This is a genomic window from Streptococcus sp. W151, assembly GCF_053010205.1.
The window spans coordinates 459,770-480,308 of sequence record NZ_JBRKNT010000001.1; the positions used below are offsets into that span (position 1 = coordinate 459,770).

A 20,539-nucleotide genomic window follows, 5' to 3' on the forward strand; every position below is an offset into this window, starting at 1 on the left:
ATGATTAGCGTAGAACATTTAACCAAATCATTTGGCCAACGAACGGTCTTTCAAGATTTGAGCTTGCAATTTACAGAAGGTAAGGTCTATGCTCTGATCGGAAATAGCGGGTGTGGTAAAACAACCTTGCTTAATATCTTGGCAAAGTTAGAGCCTTATGAAAAGGGAAGTATCATCTATCAAGGGCAAGAATTGAAACAAATCAAACAGCATCACTTCTTTAAGCATGAATTAGGCTATCTCTTTCAAAACTTTGGCCTACTTGAAAACGAAACTATCGCTACAAATTTAGATTTGGGATTGATTGGGCAAAAATTAACGAAAAAAGAGAAGAAGCAGCAAGAAGAAGAAGTACTCAAAAAAGTAGGATTGGCTTACCTTGCTCTGGATCAAAAGATTTATGAATTATCCGGGGGAGAGGCGCAACGTGTCGCATTAGCTAAAGTTATTTTAAAAGATCCACCTTTAATTTTGGCGGATGAACTAACTGCAGCACTGGATCCAGAAACCTCACAAGAGGTGATGGACTTGCTCTTAATGTTAAAGAATCAAGAGCGTATAATCATTATTGCAACCCATAATCCAGTGATTTGGGAAAAAGCTGACGAAGTGGTAAAGCTCAACTAGTCCATGGCTGAAGAATGGTAGGATCTTCTATATTATCTTTTATAACTAGCTATTCATGAGGTATAGGCTGATGAAGTAAAAAGATCATGTCAAACAAAAATCTTAAGTTTTTTCATCAAAAGTTAGTTCGTGACATGGCCTCTTTTCTGGCTATTCAAATGCGATGAGTGTAGAATATAGAGGAAATCTGAAACAAAAAGGGGATCAAATTCAATGATGAAAGTTCCAGTAGAAAATCTTGGTCTATTTGAACAGTTAGATCGTATCGTAGTGGCTTTTTTTAGGAAGGAACAACCTTCCAGTCCATATGATTTGAATGTCAGTATTACTCAAGAACACCTTGACCAGAAAAAGCAAGAGCTCGAACCATTAGGCTATCAAGCTGTCCAACTACCATTAGGAATGGCTTTAGATAATATCATTCAGCAACCTCATTATCAAAACTTAATCATTGGTGGACTTGCTCCCGACGAAATTATGGTCAGCAAAGAGGAATTAATGCCTTTGAAAGATATCGTGGATAGTTTTTGTATTATGTACGCTGCAGCGAATAACAGACTGGAAAATAGTAAAGCTTATGAATTAATGAAAGATAAGACGGTTTATTTTATCGGTAAACTATTTACAGATTTTCCAAAAGCTGGTGATGAAATTGCTTATTTAGGAATTGATCGAATAGCGAGCGATGGTACACCATATGAAGCAGTTAAATGCTTTTTAACGAAAGAGAGTGCAGAGAAGTTCAATAGTGAAAAAAGACCTGTCACCCCTGCAAACTTGGCTTATCTAAAATCATTCTGGGGTAAACCAGTAATTATTGAGCCCCATCGTAATTATTGGATCGAATTTTTATAAAAAGAATAAAAGAGCGTAAGATTCCATAAAAAATCTTATGCTCTTTTTCTAATATCAAAAATATCACATAATTTATATTATGTATCTTATAAGCTATCCAAGGCATTTTTCTGTTCGTCATTTACTATATGGGTATACAAGTCAGTAACTTGTGTGCTGGCATGTCCTAGTTGATGGCTGACCAAAACTTGGGATTTGGTTGCATCATAGAGACGAGTTGCTAGGGTATGGCGAAGCTTGTGGGGTGTCACCCGGACTTTGAAGTCTTCTGAATACTTGGCCACCATCTTTTCGACACTAGAAGCATCAATCCGATTCGGAACTCCTCGATATAAGGTCAGAAAGAGAGCTGTGTCGGTATTTTCTGTCTTGTAACGTTTGTCTCGGATAGCAAGATATTGCTCTAAATAAGGCTTAGCAAAGGCAGCAACATTAACCGAGTCTCGTTTTCCACCTTTTCGAGTAACGTCAATCACCATCATCTTAAGATTGAGATCTCGAAGATCCAGGTTAACTGCTTCAGAAAGACGAACACCAGAGGCAAGAAGAAGTGCTATAATGGCTAAATCTCGCTCTTTATTTTTATTAAAGGAAGATAAGGCCCGATTTGAAAGTGTTTTAGGGTATTCCTGGTCGATATAGTTAAGGAAACCTTCTGTCTCATCACCTAAAAAGAGCTTTTGCTTGATATTTTCAGCTCGAGCAGCTAAGGTTTCTTTCTTTTTCTTGGTTGCAACCTTCTTCATGACATTACGGTAGAAATAAGGTTCCCCTTGCTCATTTTCAACTTCCTCAGTCAAATACTTATAAAGACTAGAAAGTGCAGAAAGAGTACGGTTAATGGTTGTTTGAGAAACCCCATTTTTAGTCGTATTGGCATTGAGCAGAGGACGTTCACGCAAATACAGAATAAAGGATTCCATGTCTTTCTTGGTCATGTGCTCCAGAACATCTAAAGGGATCTTGGCAATGGTGTCAGCATCTGATATACCAGATTCCAAGACCCAGGTGAAAAATCGATCGTATTCTTTTAAGTATTCGTACAAGGTCGTAAAACTGTAGGGAACGGCCATTTTCGATTGATAGTATTCCAATACATACCAAGGCATGACTTGTTTGAGTTTATCAATACGTTCTAATAAGATCTCACGTTTCATGTTTTTCTCCAAATCTTTCTATACTAGTAGTATAGCATAGCCAGATATATTTTTCAAGAAAATTATAGTTTTTCGGAAAGATGCTATAGGGGATCTATAGGATAACTAAAAATTTTTCAAAATGTAACCAAAAATTTTTTTAGAGTTAATTATCCTTAATTATGTACTTTATTTAAGTGAAAACTAAAATTTTTTTCAATTATCCATAATCCGAAAAGGATAAACCATTTTCAGCTCCAAAATACACTTTAATCAAAAGCCGACGTAAAAAATCCCTAGAGGACTGTTGTCTTCTAGGGATTTAGTGTATCCTTGAACTGTTTATTCGACAATATGATTATATTACATGTGTCAAAAATATCTCTTTATTTATTTTTTAAAACATGTTGTATATATAAATTGCAATAATAGAAAAGATTAATAAGAGGATTAAGAGGATTAACAAGATAAAAATAATTATTTTTTTCATGATTTATTAATAATACTGACCCTTAGGATACAGTATACTCCTTTCTAAGAAGAGTTCTTATTATTCCTATCTTTATTATAGATCTACAGCAATTTATATTCAATTATTTATATGTGAAAGTAGTTTCAGAATTTGAACTTTTAATTTTTTATTATACATTGATTATCATTGAAAATAATGTACAAATCAATTTCTTAGATTTGAGGATGTTATGTACTAGAAAACATACAAAATACCACCCCAGAATAATGTACAAAATAAAAATAAAGTACACTTTTTAAAGAATGTACTTTATGCTTCTAATTCAGTTATATCAATGGTTTAAGTCTTGTTTAGTCAATTGTACATAAACTTTTAGTTTTTATAGGATTGTTTTCTATACTCTATACCTTTTAAACACAAAACAATCAGCAAATCTTAGGGATCTACTGATTGTTATTCTTCTGTACTTTATTTTTCTACATATTGAAAAGAAATCTTGCTACCACAAAGCCAATTATAGACTCGATCATTAACTTGGACGTTCATAGCTTCATGGGCATATTCTGGCATGATTAAATGCTCTTTTGGACATTCTAATCGATTATAAATGGCAAACTGTGTCACAGGATAACAGACATCATCATCTAACCCGGTAATCATGTGAACCTGTCCTTTAATGCGATGGGCAAAATTTTTCACATCAATATAGGCTAATGTGTCCATAATTTGGTCTTCTGTTTCATGGAATGGATCATGGAATTTGAAATAACGGAAAAGCTCGTCATAGGCCTCGCTGGTGTTTCCAATCTCTAACACACGTCTGAAATCTGATAAGAATGGATAAATGGCTACCGTTCGTTGGATTCGGGAATTTAATCCAGCAGCAACTAAAGCCAAGGCACCACCTTGAGAGGCTCCATAGCTGGCGAGTTTGCTGTCATCTACTTGAGGAAGGCTAGCTACAATTTCGATTAACTGGTAAAGGTCTAAGTAGACATCCTTATAAAAAAGCTCATGCGGACCTTCCACAGCTCCGCGGATAATCTGTCCTTTTACTGTGTTTCCAAGTGGTGATCGAACTCCGTCTGTTGAATAGCCTGATTGACCTCTTACGTCCATGGAGACCACACCATATCCAGCTACTGTATAAGCCAGCATGTCTGACCAATCCCAACAACGGCCCATATAGCCATGAAAATGGAAAATAACTGGAACCTTTTGATCTGTTTTTGGGAAAACAACCCGTGCATAAACAAGACCATCACGTGTTCCTTTAAAGCTTAATTCATAACAGACAACATTTGGAATGCTGAAATCTTGTTCTTCAAGCTTGTATTCAGGAAGTTCAGTAAGGTTTGCTAAGGCTTGATCCCAGAAAGTATCAAAGTCTGCAGGAACTTCATCACGCCCTTTATAAGTCTTCATTTCCTCAAGTAAGGCTGGATTTTTCATTAGTTTCTCCTTTTGTTTGTAACCGGTATCAAAAATGTACCATATTTACTTAAGGATTGCAAGAGACAAAAATAAATTACATAACCAAAATTATGTAATTTATTATAGATTCAAAAATAGACTTAATTGCTTAACCAGCTCTGGATTAGTGGGCAATGCAGAATGTTGAGCCTTTCGACCTTTTAAATTCACTTCTGAATAAGTTTGATTCTCAAAAATTGATTTTGCTGCTTGTGCACTAGAGAGAGGAACGATGCCGTCTGATTTTCCAGCAAAGCTACCGACAAAGTTAAGGACCTCTACTTCTTTATCTAAGCGATGCTTCCACCTTTGAAAATCGTCATACATCTCTTGGTTAAATTTGTAAGGACTTCCTATAATAGCTATCTTGCTTACGGTTAACTTCTTTTTCTCTAAAAAGCCACTTTCCAATAAACCAGTTAGAACTAGTCCACCATTGGAGTGCCCTACTGCCTTAAACTCTGTGAAATAATAGTGGTCAAGAAGGTAGGTTAATGCGAGCTTAAGGGATTCGATTTGCTGCTTGATATTGCTGTAGCCATCTCGATTGTTCTCAAAGCCAATCACAATCATAGGATTCGGCTCTTTTGTATTCAGTCTTCCTTCCATCTCTATAGAATCATCTTTATTGACTTTAATTTTTAAGAGACTCTGTTTTTTTCTAGAAAAACGATGGAGCATGCGGATGGTTCCATTGAAACGCTGGATACTAGCTGAACTTCCAGGTACAAAGATGATCGGATTGATTGGTGGTTTCTTCGACCCTTTTGGAAAATAAAAGGGCTTGCTATGCGAAGAAAACAATCTTACAAAGAAACGAATGAGTTGTTGAAATAGTTTTTTTAACATGTTTTCTCTAGTACTTTTTTCTAAAAGAACCCGGAACAATGTCCCAGGCCCTTATTAGAAACGATTATTTCCGTTTTTTCTTATTCTTGCGCATTTGTTTGGCCATCTTTTTCATGGCCCGTTTCATCATGAATTCGCCGGCTTTTCCTTTGAGACCACCACCGAACATTTGGCTCATGTCAGGCATTCCAGCGCCTCCGCCAAGAGCTGATAAGTCAGGCATTCCACCTTGTCCCATCATTCCTTCGAGGGCAGACATATCAGGCATTCCAGCAGGCATGTTCTTTGGCAGATTATTTGGATTAAGCCCCATTTGTTTCATCATCTTGTTCATATCGCCAGAGAGGACGCCTTGCATCATCTGTTTGGCTTGGTTAAAGTCTTTGATGAATTTGTTGACTTCGACAAAGCTGTTTCCTGAACCGGCAGCAATCCGACGGCGACGGCTAGGGTTCAAAAGATCTGGATTTTCGCGTTCAGCTGGGGTCATAGATGATACAATCGCGCGTTTACGAGCAATTTCTCGTTCGTCGACCTTGAGGTTCTTCATGGCTGGATTGTTGGCCATACCTGGAAGCATCTTGAGCAAATCTTCCATTGGTCCCATGTTTTGAACTTGGTCTAACTGATCGATGAAGTCGTTGAAGTCAAAGGTATTTTCCCGCATCTTCTCAGCGAGTTCAAGCGAGCGTTTCTCATCGTATTCTTGAGAAGCCTTCTCGATCAACGTCAGCATATCCCCCATACCGAGGATCCGACCAGACATGCGGTCTGGGTGGAAGGTTTCGATATCCGTGATTTTTTCACCAGTACCAGTGAATTTGATTGGCTTCCCAGTAATCTGACGGACAGAAAGGGCTGCACCACCACGGGTATCCCCATCAATCTTGGTCAAAATCACCCCGGTCACTTCGAGTTGTTCGTTAAACTCACGCGCCACATTGGCCGCTTCTTGACCGATCATGGCATCCACAACCAAGAGGATTTCATTCGGCTCAGCAAGGGCTTTGACATCGCGCAACTCACCCATGAGTTTTTCATCGATTTGCAGACGACCAGCCGTATCGATCAAGACATAGTCATTGTGGTTAGCTCTTGCTTGCTCTAAACCTTTACGAACGATTTCTACTGCAGGGACTTCTGTACCCAGTGAGAAGACAGGGACATTGATCTGTTGACCAAGAGTCTTCAACTGGTCGATGGCTGCTGGACGATAGATATCGGCCGCAATCATCAAAGGACGTGCATTTTCTTCCTTGACCAATTTGTTAGCCAATTTCCCAGCAAAGGTTGTTTTACCAGCCCCTTGAAGACCGACCATCATGATAATGGTTGGAATCTTAGGTGATTTGATAATGTCTGCTGTCTCAGAACCCAAAATGGCTGTCAATTCTTCATCGACAATCTTAACGATTTGTTGGGCAGGGTTCAGGGTTTCAATAACTTCATGCCCTACGGCCCGCTCACGGACTCGCTTGATAAAGTCTTTTACAACAGGAAGGGCTACGTCGGCCTCTAAGAGGGCTAGACGAATCTCCTTGGTTGCCTCTTGGACATCTGCTTCAGAGATTTTCCCTTTCTTACGAAGATTTTTAAAGACGTTCTGTAAACGTTCAGTTAAACTTTCAAATGCCATTATTTTCTCCTATTTTTCAATTCAGTGGAAATCGTCCGAAATGTTGCAAACACTCTAGTTCTTCGGGTGTGACTTCTTTCATGATTTCATTTGGATATCCCCAACAGCTAAAACCTACTTGCATAGCTTTGGAGATATCATTGGGCAAAATAATCTGTAGTCGAGTGGGAAATGGTTCCTCCGCGACTAATAGTTTGCAAGGTATTCCTTGGTAAATGACAAGACTGCCCATGGTTACTCCCGATTATCAATACTTGATAAAATCTCAACTTGCTCTTGTAGAAAAGCATCCTCTGGATAGCGCTCTAGGATCTGATCAAAAATCTGACTGCGGACAATGTAATCAGAGTACATATGCAATTTCATCTCATAATCCTCTAGGATTTTCTCCGTCCGCTTGATATTATCATAAACCGCTTGACGACTCACCCCGAACTCTTCAGCAATCTCAGCCAAGCTGTAGTCATCTGCATAATAGAGCTCGATATAGTTCATCTGCTTGTCTGTCAAAAGTGCTGCATAAAATTCAAAGAGAGCATTCATTCGGTTGGTTTTCTCAATTTCCATACCTTTCATTATATCAAAAAAGCCCGCTAAAGACTAGCGGGACTTGATGCTTTTTGAGTTGAAATGAGAGGATGAATTATCAGAGTTTCAGTGCCAACATGTTGACCGTCATCCCTGCCGCAGTTCCCATCAAGAAGATGGTATCGCCTTCCTTCACATAGCCGTGATCAAGCGCATAGGCTAAACCAAAAGGCACGGCTACTGAAACCATATTTCCATAATCGCTGACAATATTGAGATATTTATCTTTGCCAACTCCCAATTTGTCCATGACGAGTGGCAAGGCCCGGCTAGCTTGGTGGGGAATAATATAGTCTACTGTATCTTTAGAAATGCCTGATTTCTCTTGGAATTCTTGGAACATTTCTGGAATGACACGAGCAGAAAGTAAGAGAATTTTCTTCCCTTTCATATCAAACATGAAATCAGTCTTGGTTGATTCAGAGTAGAGTTTTGGATGATAAGCTGTCAAACCACCACGAATTTCGGTATCATGGGCTCCCTCAGACCAGGTCCGTTGCATGCTAGCAATGATTCCTTTGTCTTGACTTGTTGCTTCAAAAATAAAGGCCGCTGCTCCATCGCTAAATAATTCAAAACTCTCTTTTTGTTTAGGATTAAGCCCAAGACTTCCGACCTCACTGGATACAATGAGAACCCGTTGGTATTCGCCACCTTCAATCAGGTAAGAAATAGTGCTTAGAGCTGATACAAAACTGGTACAGGTGGTATTGATATCCATGGCAGGAATCGTAAGTCCCTTGGCCACGCGCTCGTGGATCAAAGCAGCTGTACAAGGAATCGGCTGAACGCCAACCGCACTAGCCGAAACCAGGCAGTCGATGTCTGTCATTTCAAGCCCTGCATGTTTTAAAGCAGCTTCAATTGCACGCGCTGCTAGATCAATCTGTGTTTCTTCTCCTTCTTTCACACGGTAACGAGTTTGGTCTTTGAAGGTCACTGTATGAGCAGGAAGTGCAGTTCCATAGCCTTTAATTTGCAGATGTCTTTTTACAGTAGTCATAGGATTCTCCTTTTATTGAAGTCGTTGAACACGTTTTAATTTACGTGTTGGGTCCCATTGGTAATCGATAAATTGAATACGTGGGAGGATGAATTGTTTTTGTTGAGCCAAGAGTTCAAATTGGGCAAAGATCGCTTTCTCAATAAACTCGGAACGATGACTCAAGGCGATGGTAATCGATCCATCCGCCAACTGAGTCACTTGATAGTCCTGAATATTTTCGACGAATAAAATGCACCGGCGAATAAAATCTGGATAGATGGTTTGGTTGCTTCCATCTTCTTTTTTGAAATAGAAGATATCATCCGATCGTCCTTCGACCTTTGCGATTCGAGTAAAGACGGATCCGCAAGGGCAAGGGGATTTTTCTTCTACCAAAATATCATTGAGTCGGTAGCGATAGATGGGTTGACTCGTTCGTTTAAAATCTGTAATAATCGGATAAAAGCGGTTATCATCAAGATACTCTTTTTCGACATACAAAATATCTTCGTTGAGGTGAAGATTGCCTTCCGAACAAGTACAAGCCAGAAACCCCTCTGTCGCTTGGTAGACCTGATCAACCTTGTCTAAGTGAAAGGCTTTAGCAATTGTCTGAGCGTCTCTATCCTCTAGGATCTCTGCGACAGAGACAACCTTGATAGGTTGAATCACAAGTTGCTGATGAGTAATATAGTTGGCTAACTCAATCAAGGTGGAGGCTGGCGCCACTACAATAGTTGGTTGATATTCTTTGAGACGCTCTATATGCTCCTTGCTATCCTTGAAAATATCAAAATACTCTAATCGAATAAGGGACGAATTGATGGTTTGATAGAGTTCATTATCCGCTCGTAAGAAAAAGGCAATGCGATGACCAAACAGATTTCCTTTGGGGAGCATTTTAGCTAAGATAGCCGCGGCCCACATACTTCTTTCTTTTTCTGTGGTGACAAAGACTCCTCGGTGGCCGGAAGTTCCAGAGGACAAGCCTACTGCTACTTCTCCATTCATCTCGGTGAAATCTCGTGTTTGTTCTCCACGTATGGCCATCTCTAATGCCTGATCACGATCTACCCCTAGGGTATTGAGTTCATTGAAATGCGTCATCATGAAATTCTTATCCATAGTCCCGAAGGCTTCAGGAGAATGGGTTTGAAAATAGGGGGAGTGAGAAGTGATAAAAGCATGGTAGCGAGCCAATTGCTTTTTTTGGTACTTTTCTAAGGTTTCCTTTGAACGGAATCGATGGCACCATCTAGTTTCAATAAAGGTTTTCAGAAAGACTGTTTTTTTCATTTAAAATCCTTTCAATCCGTTCTTGTGGGTCGTGGCTGACCACAACTTGAATGCCCTCTTGTAAAAGTTTCTCTAGCAACTCTGCTCCCTGGAGATAGGCCTTCTTATTGTCCTGCACGAGGGAAGGAATGAGACGCATATTTCGCGTGTAAGGCAAGAGATCCACTCCCCAAGAAAGATCTGCTCCAATAAAGAGCTTGAGCTCATCCAGATAAAGACAGCCTTGGCCTTTTGCGTGCCCATCAATAGACGATACAAGAATGCTCCCATCCCCAAATAGGTCCGTAGTCGGGCGGTAAGGGAAAGCAGGGTGCGTTTGATCCGCTTTGAGACAAGTCACCCGATCTTTGAAATCAGCTGGAAGAAACTCTTTAAAAATTAGATCTTTGAATTTTGGCTTTTGGTACACATCGTAGACTTCCTGAGTGACAAAGAAATGAGCATTTGGAAAAAGAGCTGCTCCGCCCAGATGATCAGGGTGCAAATGCGAAAGAATCACATAGGAAATGGCTGCTGGATCAATTTCACGCTCTTGTAATAAATAGTCAATCTGGTCTTCTTTTTTCATCTGCATGGGCGTTGCTAGACGGTACCAGAAATACCGTGCTTTTTTCTTGATCTCATAATGATAGCCAGTATCGTACAAAATATAGCCTTTTTCACGATGATGAATCAAAAAGACACCTGCTGGAAATTGCATCTTTTCGTTTGGAATCCCTTTAAATAAGAGTCCAGAATGACTACTACAATAACCTGCTGGAAAATAATCAATGTGCTTGATCATGTTGGACATACTTGTCAATCCCTTCTTCAATGGTCATTTTTGGATAGTAGCCAAGTTCTGTTTGGGCTTTTTTTATATCGAGAGTTTGGCTATAGCGAAGGAGATAATAGGTATAGCGCGTCAACGGGGGTTCAGCTTTCATATGAAATAATCGATACACCCCTTCAAAACTGTACGCCATAGCTGCTATTAGACCTGTTGGAATGTCCCGATAACGGATGGGTTCTCCTAATCCTTTTAATGTTGTTTCAATCAAATACTTAAAGGTCTTTGGCTCTCCATTTGTAATATTATAAACCTGTCCGTTTGCCTCCTTTGCTTCCAAAGCCAAACGAATGGCGAGGGCAACATTTTCCACACAGGTCATATCCATGAGCTGCTCTCCCCCTCGAATCAACGGAATCCCAATTTTCCGACTGAGACGTAAGACACGAGGTAAAATACTGGTATCCCCTACGCCAAATAATCCTCTTGGACGCAAGATGATACTTGGCACATCTGGATAGTCAGAAAAAAGTTTTTCAGAAGCCAATTTGCTTCGGATGTAATTGTTGAGGTGGTTTTCTTTTGGAGCATCACTTTCCTTAATATCGAGTTGGTCTTTTCCAGCTGCATAAATACTGGGAGAAGAAACATACACCAAGCGTTTTACCGCAAATTCACGACACAAGTTAAGGACATTTTGGGTACCGATGACATTTGCCTGATAGAAATCTTTCCAAGGTCCCCAAGCAGTGGACAAGGCTCCTGCATGAACAACAGCATCAACTTCCTGAAAAGCTTGTCTTAGTTCCTCACTAGCGCTCAAATCTCCTTTAACAAATTGAACGTGCTCACTTTCCAGAGCCTTCCCAACTTTTTCATTTCGACCAAAGGCTACAATGGAATAGTCGTGATCCAATAACTCCTCAATCACATATTTTCCAAGGAAGCCAGTCGCACCTGTTACAAGAATTTTCATAGTTTCCCATCCGTTCCACGTCTTAACAATCGTTGAATTTCAAACTCTAAGGTATCCAACGGTTTGTAGGTTTTTGATAGTTTGTTTAGTCTCGCCAACTCTTCCCAAGATTCTTTTTCTAAAAGGGCGTTAAAACCTGCTTGAATTTCTTCAGTGCGATTTCGATGAGCTTGAAAAGCAATCCCTGCTTCTACTCCTCGAATGGCATAGTCAAATTGGTCATAATCATGCGGCAAGATCAAGGCTGGTTTCTTAAATTCGATGCACTGATAAAAGATTCCAGCCCCTCCATGGTGAACCACATAGTCCATTTGCGGTATGTATTCTTTGTAAGGGAGATAAGTTACGAGAGTCACATTTGAAGCCACTTCTTCTTTAGAAAATTCTTTTGCTCCATCTCCTAGTGTGACAAAAAAGTGGCATTCTGGATGCTCTTTGGCTAACTGCTCGGTTTGATGGAGCAAATTTTCTTTTGCCCACGGCAACTGAGTCCCACAAGTCACGAGAATCTTCTTTTTGTCTTCATAAGGGCTGAGATCCAAAGGATAATCTTCTGCTTTTTCAAGAGAAGTCCCCAAAGGGCCAAGCCAAGCATATTGATGAGGGAAATGTGTTTTCAATTCCAGCTCCATCATACCAATTCCAAAGATGGCATAAGGTGAGTAGATCGTCTCCACTCCATTTTGATTGTATAACTTAAAATTGTAACGTTTTAAGCGTTTGCGTAAGAGGAAAGCCCCACAGTATTTTCCAATGCGCGTGAGTTTACGACATAGTGCTTGGATCTTCTCTTCTTTTTTGGTTCGTGCGACCCCCATCCCTCCAAAGAAGCATGGTGGACCATATGGAGTCTCGATCGCAAATTGTGTTGCCATGGTGGTAATCCAAGGGATTTCCAGCTCTTCAGCTACAAAGCCAGCTGATAGGGTAATAAAATCTGCAATTACAATATCTGGACGATTTACGCGCCACTCCTCTAGCAATTGATCCGATACATGATTAATCAAATCGAGACTCTTGGACAATTGCCGATAAGCTGAAAATAGATTGAGTTTCTTATCGTTATTCGCCGCACGTTCAAACTCTTCTACTTTGTCCTCTAGAATAGGAACAACCGTGAAGCCGAGACTTTCTGCAACGGCTTTTTTCTGAGGACCCGTGAAAACCCGAATTTCCATGGTTGGATCATCCAATAAGGGTTTGACCAGATTTAAAGTTGGATACAGATGCCCACTCAAGGGAACAGCTACCACATCAATTTTAATTTTTTTCATTTTTTCCTGCCTTATATCTTTTTTTAGATCTAAAACTAGCTTCTATCTATTAATTCGTAAAAAAAATCAAAAATTGGAGAAAAAAATAAAAATTTTTTTAAATTTTTTTAAATCTTTTATTTTTGACCACACTATCACTATATAGAAAGAATGACTTCTCACTAAAAAAGCTCCCAAATGCCCTGATAATATGCCTTGGACATTTGAAGAGTTTTTTATTTCTGTTCATTGTTGGTTTAATTGTTTTCCAAATAAAATTCGAAACGTTCCCCTACATACTGGCTTTTCACATACTCAAAAGCAGTCCCGTCTTCAAAATAAGAAACCTGTGTCAATCCTAAAATAGCTTGTCCTTTTGAAATCTGTAAATAGTCCGCAATCTTATCCTTGGCTAATCGCGCATAGATGGTCTGATGCGATTTTCCAATCTTATAGCCATGACGCTCCAAGGTTTGGAAGAAATGACTGGTCACCTCTTCGCGATTGAAATTCTTAATAAATTTCTCTGGAATGGAAGCCACTTCATAAACGACAGGGATCCCATCCGCATATCGGACCCGCTCCATCCGAATGATGGTGTCTGTCTTATCGATGCCTAATTTATCCACTTCTTGGAGGCTAGGAATGGTTTTACGGTAAGAAATCACTTGACTAGAAGGTTCCTTACCTTGCGATTTCATAATCTCAGTAAAACTGGTTGTTCCGCGCATTTTTTCTTGGACGCGCGTGCTAGTGATAAAGGTACCACTTCCTACCCGTCTTTCAAGTACTCCTTCTTCAACTAGAAGGGTAATGGCCTGCCTAAGAGTCATCCGACTGACCTGGAATTTTTCAGCTAGATCGCGTTCACTGGGAAGCCGCTCTCCAATTTTCCATATTTTTTGATCAATCTCAGATTTAATCTGATCATGAATTTGAATATAAGCTGGAATCATAATATTGCTCTTTCTCTGTGTTACCTCTATTGTAGCGTAAAATTCCCAATTCTTCAATCAGAGATTGGTAAAGACAAGGCATTTGTGTTAGAATAGAGGAAAGTAAATTTCTATAAGAAGGGGATAAGATGACAAACCTATCAACTGATTTGCATGATGTTGAAAAAATCATCGTGCTTGACTACGGTAGCCAGTACAATCAGCTTATTTCACGTCGAATTCGTGAAATTGGTGTCTTCTCAGAATTGAAGAGCCATAAGATTTCTGCTGATGAAGTTCGTGCAATCAATCCAGTTGGGATCGTTCTTTCAGGCGGACCAAACTCTGTATACGAGGAAGGTTCTTTTGATATCGATCCTGAAATTTTCGAACTCGGTATTCCAATCCTTGGAATCTGTTACGGAATGCAATTGTTGACCCATAAATTGGGTGGGAAGGTCGTTCCAGCAGGTGACGCTGGTAACCGTGAATATGGTCAATCTGAACTCAGCTTGACAGAATCTTCTGCTCTTTTTGCAGACACGCCAGACAAACAATTGGTCTTGATGAGCCACGGGGATGCTGTTACAGAAATTCCGGCTGACTTTATCCGCACTGGTACTTCTGCTGACTGTCCATTTGCATCCATTGAAAATCCTGATAAGAAAATCTACGGAATCCAATTCCACCCTGAAGTTCGTCACTCTGTTCACGGTTATGACATCTTGCGTAACTTTGCCTTGAACATCTGTGGGGCTAAAGGTGACTGGACCATGGACAACTTCATCGACATGCAGATCAAAAAAATCCGTGAAACCGTCGGAGACAAACGTGTCCTTCTTGGTCTTTCAGGTGGTGTTGACTCTTCCGTTGTTGGGGTTCTCCTTCAAAAAGCAATTGGCGATCAATTGATCTGTATATTTGTAGACCACGGTCTTCTTCGTAAAGGGGAAGCTGACCAAGTTATGGAGATGCTTGGTGGGAAGTTTGGTTTGAACATTGTCAAAGCAGATGCTGCTAAACGTTTCCTTGATAAATTAGCTGGTGTGTCTGATCCAGAACAAAAACGCAAGATCATTGGGAACGAATTTGTTTATGTCTTTGATGACGAAGCAAGCAAGCTAAAAGATGTAAAATTCTTAGCGCAAGGAACACTATACACTGACGTGATCGAGTCTGGTACGGATACTGCTCAAACCATCAAGTCTCACCACAATGTTGGTGGACTTCCAGAAGATATGCAGTTTGAACTGATCGAGCCACTTAACACTCTTTACAAAGATGAAGTTCGTGCCCTCGGTACTGAACTTGGCATGCCAGACCACATCGTATGGCGCCAACCATTCCCAGGTCCAGGTCTTGCTATCCGTGTTATGGGTGAAATCACTGAAGAAAAACTTGAAACAGTTCGCGAATCAGACGCTATCCTTCGTGAAGAAATCGCTAAGGCTGGCCTCGACCGCGATATCTGGCAATACTTCACTGTTAATACTGGTGTTCGTTCTGTCGGTGTGATGGGAGATGGCCGTACTTACGACTATACCATCGCTATCCGTGCTATCACTTCGATCGATGGAATGACAGCTGACTTCGCTAAGATTCCATGGGAAGTTCTTCAAAAAATCTCTGTCCGTATCGTAAACGAAGTTGACCACGTCAACCGCATCGTCTACGATATCACAAGTAAACCACCTGCAACTGTAGAGTGGGAATAACATAAGCAAATATGTCGCTGCTATAAAACCATTGAAAACAGTGGGTTTTAGTGATTAAATGGTGCAAAACACTCTTGAGTGATACTATTTTGATACTAAAAAGTTGAAATAGTACGTTCAAAAGGAAGTTGTTGAATGTAGCTGAATTGTTTAAAAAGCCTTCCACTGATATGGTGGAAGGCTTTTGTGGAAATAGTGTAAAAGGGAAACTGGGCAGATCAGATGGACAATAATTATATCAAAATAAATATCTTTCCAATTATTGCTGAAGTGCTGTTTGTACTAGCATGCTTGCTATTTCAAGGATATTATATATACATCAATTTTTTGTTTTATATAATTTTAGCAATATATTTCTGGTTAGGAAAGGATTTTTCAATCAAAGAGTGGATAGCTTCTGTAAAAGGGGGAATTGCTTTTTGGAAACAGGTTATATTGACGATATTATTCTTTTGTCTTGCTTTCGTATTTACAAATATCTTAGAAAATATGTTCCCATATCTTAGTACGGAAATGATTCATTTGAAAGCGGATAATTGGTTAAAACTTATTCTATTTGCAGCATCTACAATAATGTTGCCACCAATCGTAGAAGAAGTGTTTTATAGAAAGAACCTTATATCTTTTAAAAATGGGAAAATGTTAATTTTGACAACCTTGTTTAGCATGTTTGCATATGCTTTAGAACACACATTTTCAATTTGGGGAGTTTTCTTATGCATGATATGGGCTTTGCCCTTAAGCGTTTCTTACATTAAAACCAAAAACATCTATGTTACAATGACGTCACATTTTATATGTAATTTTGTTATAAATGGAATTGCTGTTATTAAAATATGTGATTATCTATTGCATTGATTATCTGCACAAAACAATATTTACATTGTTAAAGCACATAACTTTAAGATTGTAAAATCTTTCAGCTATGTGCTTTTTCTGTGCCTTTTTTATATTCGGTGGAATTTTGGCTCCAATGCTACCATTATAGAACTTTATATTGCTTTCCCCAAAAGGAACATAATCTTTTTTCAGGTTGTCAGGGGTGCTTTCTTTTTTACTTAACCAACCAAACCACTAAAGAATTTAACAATCATATCCCAGATAGATCCGAAGAAGCCGGCTATGGCATTCCACACATTTGTAAAGAAATTACCACTGTCTTTTAAAATAGCATTAGTATCAAAATTGAGATTGATATTGTTAAAGGTATCGCCAGCCTTGTCTACGATACTATCTTTCAAATCCGTCAACGTTTTGGTAAAGTTTTTACTACTGATGACGCTACTCTTTGAGAGGTTCACTGCGAAATTCACGATCAAATTGATCTGGTTACCTGTCACAGTTGTATCTAGCTTATAATTTTTCAGCGTTTCTTCGACGATTTTCCGGATATCATCCTTACTCAAATCCTGGTTGTTCTGTTTGGCATTGGCTACTGCTGTTTTAATATCGGTCAAAGCGACGTTTAACTTATCTGCATCGAAGTTTTTCTTGCCAGCGTTTTCCTCGTTGATCCCGGATAGAGTCTTTAACTCTTCTTGAGCCAGATCTTTGCTTTCTTGAGAAACTTTGGCGCCATTTTTCTCAAGCGAGTAATAGATACCAGCTAAGGCACTTTCACCTGTTACTTGGACAGGAGATGCGACTGTAATTTGAGCATGCTCCAATCCAAGTGTAACGGCTGCATTACGATACATATCTGCGGTAACCTTGGTGATGTTTTGAGGCGTTACGATATTCACTTCTAGAGCCTTATTCTTACCTAATTTTTGAATTTTAACGGAGGAATAGAGTTCTAGACTATCATCGTTAGCAACGTTCATAATCGAAGAGTAAACCTCTGGTGTCATGGTCTTCCACTCTTCTTTGTCTTTTGAACTATCGTAGTTCAGTAAACTCAAGGTTTGCTCAATTTGACTTTGGTCAAGAGAATAACCCAAAACATAGTCTGGCTTGACATAAGTTTCATCAATGACTTTCTGGACATTAGTATCTGCAGAAACATGTGGAATTCCACTAAAGAGGGCAACTGTCGACGCTACAAATAAAGCAATTTTTCTAAATTTCATTTCTCTCTTCTTTCTATCTCATATCCACGCTGAGTAGATTTTATCGACTATTCCACCTGACTAGAGATGAAAAAAAGAAGCCAATAAAAGAGTTATTCACTTCAATGTTTATTATATCGTTTCTTTCTTAAAAGAAGCTTACATTTCTTTTAAGAAAGGATGACATATTTATTTTCCCCAAAGAAACTGGATCAACAACTTATCTACTATTGGATTTTCATGAAGTTGGCTGTGCTGAGCCCCTTTGCCATCAATCTGTTCTTCACGGTAGCTTTTTGCACGTTCTGCTACTAGGTAACGAAGGGCTTTTGAAGAAATATTGAGAACCGATCCATCAGTTTCTCCTCCGATATCTCCATAGATATTCAGTACATCGATCTGATTTTCTGGATAGACTTCCCGAAGAGCTAAAAGCTGTTGGTACTGCTCATTCATTGATGAAGGCTTACCTGTTTGTGAATCTAGAACCAAACCTTGGGGTAAATTCATCCCTTCGAGTCCAGCGACATGGTTGGCAATGGCGACCTGCTTGACAATTTTTGGCAAATTCTCATCACTTCCATGTTCCAGAAGATAATATAAGACGGACATATTTCCCATAGAATGAGCGACGACGTTCATCTCTTTAAAATGGTAGGTATCTTGAAGTTTTTTAACTACCTGATAGGCATAATGGCTGATGACTTTTGGATCGGGCGTGCGATTGTTTTGATATTCCACTTTGATAATTGGATTGACCGCACCTTTGGGAATGGTCCCTGTCAGCTTTACTTGTCCATCGGTAGCCACGTTTGCAGTAATGACGGTCTCTGTAACCCCTGCTTTTTTTGCCGCATCTGTCATGTGTTTTTCTGCATTGGCACTCGAGCCATAACCATGAAAAAATAAGGTAGGACGAGTATTTTGTAGGTAATTAGTGTGGTCCAACTGCGTTTTTTGTTGAGACTTCCCCCAAAAAGCGATACATAGGAGAATCAACCCCAAAAGCAGCCCGTAGAATGATTTTTTGTTCAATAGGAACTCCTCAAGATAATTTAAAACTAACTAGTATTTTATCATAGCTATTTAATGATTTCAAAAGATTGAGAATGAAAGAGCCAAAATACACAAAAAGATTTATAGATTATAAGAGAGGCTGGGATAAAAGTCCTAGCCTCTCAATTGTCTTTGGATTGTCGAGCAAGACGCAGTGGTTGAGTGGGCTCTACTACGCTGAATTCATCAGCTTTTACAGCCCTACTCAACTGTGCGGAGGTGGGACGACGAAATCAAATTCTAACGAATGACCGATTTCTGTCCCACACTCTCTGACTTGTTTGATTAAAACCATGAAAATAACTTCATAATTGTCATATTGGTTTCTACTAAACGAGAGTAATAAATGTTACCCCCATTAATGTAGAGTTCCATCCCGTTTAAAAGAGAGATAGGATGGAGGTAAAGATAAGTTTCACCGGTTACATTGCCAAGACTCGGAGCTACCACATCCCGCGAATAAGCTCGGGCCAACTCTAGGGAATTTGTTCCACCGTGTTTAGCTACATAATCAATGTAATCTTTCCCGAAATTATAGGCTTGAACGGCTGTCCAGCTATCAACCCTTTTTTTCTTGGCTTCTTTTAACTCATCTGAAAGAGTCTGAATACCTTGGCGAATGCTGGCCTTATTATCACTAATGGTATTGGTCTCACCACTTGCACTCTCGCTAGCCTGCATGACATCGTCCTCTCGACCTTTGGTCTCTGTATAGATCATAGCCAGAATGAGGTTTTCATTGGCTGTGGTATCCTCCTCAGCAAGGACTTCTCTAACCAGAGAGCGATACTGCATGACTTGTTTGACATCATGGTGGATCTGGATCCCCTTGTAGATTCCAAATATAAGTAAGATGAATAAGAAGATCTTCACTATGCGTTTAATCATTATTTACTCTGTATATCCTCAATATTTTTGATCAGAATAGAATAGGTCCCGTTCTCGTTTAGAATAAATTCAACAGATTCTGCATCTTCATAGACATTATTCGGAACGATCAGTTCAATTCCATTTGACAATGACAATTTCTGATTTTCAAACTTCTTCAACTGGCGACTTGCATCAATTTCTTCAAAAGTGACAGGTTCAGGTACCGCTTCTTTGACTTGGTCAATAAAACTGAGGCGAGCTGTCAAATTATCGTCAAAGAGATCATCTGCTAATTTCTCTGGAGAGAGTTTATTTTCTTCCTCGATATGATTGAAAATAGCTGATTTAACCTTTGATTGAAATCGAAAATCATCTGTGTTAAAGCTTTCCGCAATCTTCTGGGCTGTTTTTTCTAGAGCCTTGATCGATTTTTTAGGAGAAATCTTGGGTTGCACCTGCAAAAGATTCTCGGAAAAATAATTCAAGAAGGTCCCGTTATACTTGATCCGTTTTTCAATCAAGTGGTATTTGCGACTTTGAAGATTAATGACCAAGGCTTCGTCAGCACCAGTACCAAAACCAGGTAGATTGTTTTGCGTCAGCTTGATCGGATTGTCCACTTCACCGCCAAGATGGGTCAAGGTTTCTCGTAAAGCGATTCGAAGAAAGGCAAAATGCTCCACTCCTTCTTTCGAGAATTGGACGAATACTAAATCGTTGGTTTTTTGATTCTCAGAGACGACAAATTCTTCCTTCCAGCGATTCGCTACCGCGACCGAAGTTTCTAAAAGATCATCTGAAATCATCTCAAGAAAAGGATTGTCCTCTTCGAAAATACCGGTCCTGGCTTCATCGGAATAAACGCGCTCAATCTTCTTGCGCAAGTATTCCTCAATTTTAGGCGTGATATTGAGGAATTTATCTGCCAGATAGAGATCGGTATCATCTGGACTGAATTGATGAATGATGGCTTTCTTTACGTAAATATCCATAAGATAGT

General features: G+C 39.5%; 20 protein-coding genes. 4 read left to right on the plus strand and 16 right to left on the minus strand.

What is annotated here, in order from left to right; all coding sequences use genetic code 11:
- Window positions 1–627: a putative bacteriocin export ABC transporter gene (locus ACVC7Q_RS02135; protein WP_447264657.1), complete on the plus strand. Its 627-nt coding sequence runs from the start codon at window positions 1–3 to the stop codon at window positions 625–627.
- 213 nt (window positions 628–840) lie between these two features.
- Complete coding sequence (locus ACVC7Q_RS02140) at window positions 841–1,482, plus strand: hypothetical protein (RefSeq protein WP_447264658.1); 642 nt, start codon at window positions 841–843, stop codon at window positions 1,480–1,482.
- Between the two features lie 86 nt (window positions 1,483–1,568).
- Here the strand turns inward: ACVC7Q_RS02140 and xerS are convergent, their stop codons facing one another.
- The 12 genes from xerS to ACVC7Q_RS02200 form a co-directional block, all read right to left on the minus strand.
- The gene (xerS, locus tag ACVC7Q_RS02145) at window positions 1,569–2,639 is read right to left on the minus strand and encodes a tyrosine recombinase XerS (RefSeq protein WP_447264659.1); all 1,071 of its coding nucleotides are present in this window, start codon (window positions 2,637–2,639) and stop codon (window positions 1,569–1,571) included.
- A 919-nt stretch (window positions 2,640–3,558) separates the two neighbouring features.
- Window positions 3,559–4,542: an acetylxylan esterase gene (locus ACVC7Q_RS02150; RefSeq protein WP_447264660.1), complete on the minus strand. Its 984-nt coding sequence runs from the start codon at window positions 4,540–4,542 to the stop codon at window positions 3,559–3,561.
- Window positions 4,543–4,644: 102 nt separating this feature from the next.
- On the minus strand, window positions 4,645–5,412 hold the full coding sequence (locus tag ACVC7Q_RS02155; RefSeq protein WP_447264661.1) for an alpha/beta hydrolase: 768 nt from the start codon (window positions 5,410–5,412) through the stop codon (window positions 4,645–4,647).
- 64 nt (window positions 5,413–5,476) lie between these two features.
- Entirely contained in the window at window positions 5,477–7,048 is a 1,572-nt protein-coding gene (gene ffh, locus ACVC7Q_RS02160; protein WP_447264662.1) for a signal recognition particle protein, read from the minus strand.
- Between the two features lie 16 nt (window positions 7,049–7,064).
- Complete coding sequence (locus ACVC7Q_RS02165) at window positions 7,065–7,280, minus strand: 2-oxoglutarate:acceptor oxidoreductase (protein WP_447264663.1); 216 nt, start codon at window positions 7,278–7,280, stop codon at window positions 7,065–7,067.
- 2 nt (window positions 7,281–7,282) lie between these two features.
- Entirely contained in the window at window positions 7,283–7,615 is a 333-nt protein-coding gene (locus tag ACVC7Q_RS02170) for a putative DNA-binding protein (RefSeq protein WP_126404245.1), read from the minus strand.
- A 79-nt stretch (window positions 7,616–7,694) separates the two neighbouring features.
- Window positions 7,695–8,639, minus strand: a complete 945-nt coding sequence (locus ACVC7Q_RS02175; RefSeq protein WP_447264664.1) for a 3-oxoacyl-[acyl-carrier-protein] synthase III C-terminal domain-containing protein — start codon at window positions 8,637–8,639, stop codon at window positions 7,695–7,697.
- A gap of 12 nt (window positions 8,640–8,651) precedes the next feature.
- Window positions 8,652–9,917, minus strand: a complete 1,266-nt coding sequence (locus ACVC7Q_RS02180; RefSeq protein ID WP_447264665.1) for a F390 synthetase-related protein — start codon at window positions 9,915–9,917, stop codon at window positions 8,652–8,654.
- Window positions 9,883–10,710 (minus strand): MBL fold metallo-hydrolase, encoded by an 828-nt coding sequence (locus ACVC7Q_RS02185; RefSeq protein ID WP_447264666.1) that lies wholly within the window; start codon window positions 10,708–10,710, stop codon window positions 9,883–9,885. The genes ACVC7Q_RS02180 and ACVC7Q_RS02185 overlap by 35 nt, the downstream gene beginning before the upstream one ends.
- Entirely contained in the window at window positions 10,685–11,662 is a 978-nt protein-coding gene (locus ACVC7Q_RS02190) for an NAD-dependent epimerase/dehydratase family protein (RefSeq protein WP_447264667.1), read from the minus strand. Before ACVC7Q_RS02190 ends, ACVC7Q_RS02185 begins: the two co-directional genes overlap by 26 nt.
- Window positions 11,659–12,936 (minus strand): glycosyltransferase, encoded by a 1,278-nt coding sequence (locus ACVC7Q_RS02195; protein ID WP_447264668.1) that lies wholly within the window; start codon window positions 12,934–12,936, stop codon window positions 11,659–11,661. Before ACVC7Q_RS02195 ends, ACVC7Q_RS02190 begins: the two co-directional genes overlap by 4 nt.
- 236 nt (window positions 12,937–13,172) lie before the next feature.
- Window positions 13,173–13,871, minus strand: a complete 699-nt coding sequence (locus ACVC7Q_RS02200) for a GntR family transcriptional regulator (protein ID WP_049514367.1) — start codon at window positions 13,869–13,871, stop codon at window positions 13,173–13,175.
- Window positions 13,872–13,999: 128 nt separating this feature from the next.
- Between ACVC7Q_RS02200 and guaA the strand changes: the two genes are divergently transcribed.
- Window positions 14,000–15,565 (plus strand): glutamine-hydrolyzing GMP synthase, encoded by a 1,566-nt coding sequence (gene guaA, locus ACVC7Q_RS02205; RefSeq protein ID WP_223324702.1) that lies wholly within the window; start codon window positions 14,000–14,002, stop codon window positions 15,563–15,565.
- A 222-nt stretch (window positions 15,566–15,787) separates the two neighbouring features.
- Window positions 15,788–16,423 (plus strand): CPBP family glutamic-type intramembrane protease, encoded by a 636-nt coding sequence (locus ACVC7Q_RS02210; protein ID WP_447264669.1) that lies wholly within the window; start codon window positions 15,788–15,790, stop codon window positions 16,421–16,423.
- A 200-nt stretch (window positions 16,424–16,623) separates the two neighbouring features.
- On the opposite strand, the gene ACVC7Q_RS02215 is transcribed toward ACVC7Q_RS02210, so the two are convergent.
- The 4 genes from ACVC7Q_RS02215 to ACVC7Q_RS02230 all read right to left on the minus strand — a co-directional run bounded on the left by ACVC7Q_RS02215 (window position 16,624) and on the right by ACVC7Q_RS02230 (window position 20,531).
- The gene (locus tag ACVC7Q_RS02215; protein WP_447264670.1) at window positions 16,624–17,634 is read right to left on the minus strand and encodes a DUF1002 domain-containing protein; all 1,011 of its coding nucleotides are present in this window, start codon (window positions 17,632–17,634) and stop codon (window positions 16,624–16,626) included.
- A gap of 168 nt (window positions 17,635–17,802) precedes the next feature.
- Window positions 17,803–18,597 carry an alpha/beta hydrolase gene (locus ACVC7Q_RS02220; protein ID WP_447265030.1) on the minus strand — a complete coding sequence of 265 codons (795 nt, stop codon included), beginning with the start codon at window positions 18,595–18,597 and terminating at the stop codon, window positions 17,803–17,805.
- Between the two features lie 357 nt (window positions 18,598–18,954).
- A complete protein-coding gene (locus tag ACVC7Q_RS02225) occupies window positions 18,955–19,557 on the minus strand; it encodes a lysozyme family protein (protein WP_447264671.1) in 603 nt (200 codons plus the stop codon).
- Window positions 19,557–20,531, minus strand: a complete 975-nt coding sequence (locus tag ACVC7Q_RS02230; RefSeq protein WP_447264672.1) for a nucleoid-associated protein — start codon at window positions 20,529–20,531, stop codon at window positions 19,557–19,559. The genes ACVC7Q_RS02225 and ACVC7Q_RS02230 overlap by 1 nt, the downstream gene beginning before the upstream one ends.
- Window positions 20,532–20,539 lie beyond the last annotated feature (8 nt).

Excerpts from the sequence above, each read along its gene's own strand:
- ACVC7Q_RS02135 (WP_447264657.1), top strand. The coding sequence starts at position 1 with ATGATTAGCGTAGAACATTTAACCAAATCATTTGGCCAACGAACGGTC.
- ACVC7Q_RS02140 (WP_447264658.1), top strand. The coding sequence starts at position 841 with ATGATGAAAGTTCCAGTAGAAAATCTTGGTCTATTTGAACAGTTAGAT.
- xerS (WP_447264659.1), bottom strand. The coding sequence starts at position 2,639 with ATGAAACGTGAGATCTTATTAGAACGTATTGATAAACTCAAACAAGTC.
- ACVC7Q_RS02150 (WP_447264660.1), bottom strand. The coding sequence starts at position 4,542 with ATGAAAAATCCAGCCTTACTTGAGGAAATGAAGACTTATAAAGGGCGT.
- ACVC7Q_RS02155 (WP_447264661.1), bottom strand. The coding sequence starts at position 5,412 with ATGTTAAAAAAACTATTTCAACAACTCATTCGTTTCTTTGTAAGATTG.
- ffh (WP_447264662.1), bottom strand. The coding sequence starts at position 7,048 with ATGGCATTTGAAAGTTTAACTGAACGTTTACAGAACGTCTTTAAAAAT.
- ACVC7Q_RS02165 (WP_447264663.1), bottom strand. The coding sequence starts at position 7,280 with ATGGGCAGTCTTGTCATTTACCAAGGAATACCTTGCAAACTATTAGTC.
- ACVC7Q_RS02170 (WP_126404245.1), bottom strand. The coding sequence starts at position 7,615 with ATGGAAATTGAGAAAACCAACCGAATGAATGCTCTCTTTGAATTTTAT.
- ACVC7Q_RS02175 (WP_447264664.1), bottom strand. The coding sequence starts at position 8,639 with ATGACTACTGTAAAAAGACATCTGCAAATTAAAGGCTATGGAACTGCA.
- ACVC7Q_RS02180 (WP_447264665.1), bottom strand. The coding sequence starts at position 9,917 with ATGAAAAAAACAGTCTTTCTGAAAACCTTTATTGAAACTAGATGGTGC.
- ACVC7Q_RS02185 (WP_447264666.1), bottom strand. The coding sequence starts at position 10,710 with ATGTCCAACATGATCAAGCACATTGATTATTTTCCAGCAGGTTATTGT.
- ACVC7Q_RS02190 (WP_447264667.1), bottom strand. The coding sequence starts at position 11,662 with ATGAAAATTCTTGTAACAGGTGCGACTGGCTTCCTTGGAAAATATGTG.
- ACVC7Q_RS02195 (WP_447264668.1), bottom strand. The coding sequence starts at position 12,936 with ATGAAAAAAATTAAAATTGATGTGGTAGCTGTTCCCTTGAGTGGGCAT.
- ACVC7Q_RS02200 (WP_049514367.1), bottom strand. The coding sequence starts at position 13,871 with ATGATTCCAGCTTATATTCAAATTCATGATCAGATTAAATCTGAGATT.
- guaA (WP_223324702.1), top strand. The coding sequence starts at position 14,000 with ATGACAAACCTATCAACTGATTTGCATGATGTTGAAAAAATCATCGTG.
- ACVC7Q_RS02210 (WP_447264669.1), top strand. The coding sequence starts at position 15,788 with ATGGACAATAATTATATCAAAATAAATATCTTTCCAATTATTGCTGAA.
- ACVC7Q_RS02215 (WP_447264670.1), bottom strand. The coding sequence starts at position 17,634 with ATGAAATTTAGAAAAATTGCTTTATTTGTAGCGTCGACAGTTGCCCTC.
- ACVC7Q_RS02225 (WP_447264671.1), bottom strand. The coding sequence starts at position 19,557 with ATGATTAAACGCATAGTGAAGATCTTCTTATTCATCTTACTTATATTT.
- ACVC7Q_RS02230 (WP_447264672.1), bottom strand. The coding sequence starts at position 20,531 with ATGGATATTTACGTAAAGAAAGCCATCATTCATCAATTCAGTCCAGAT.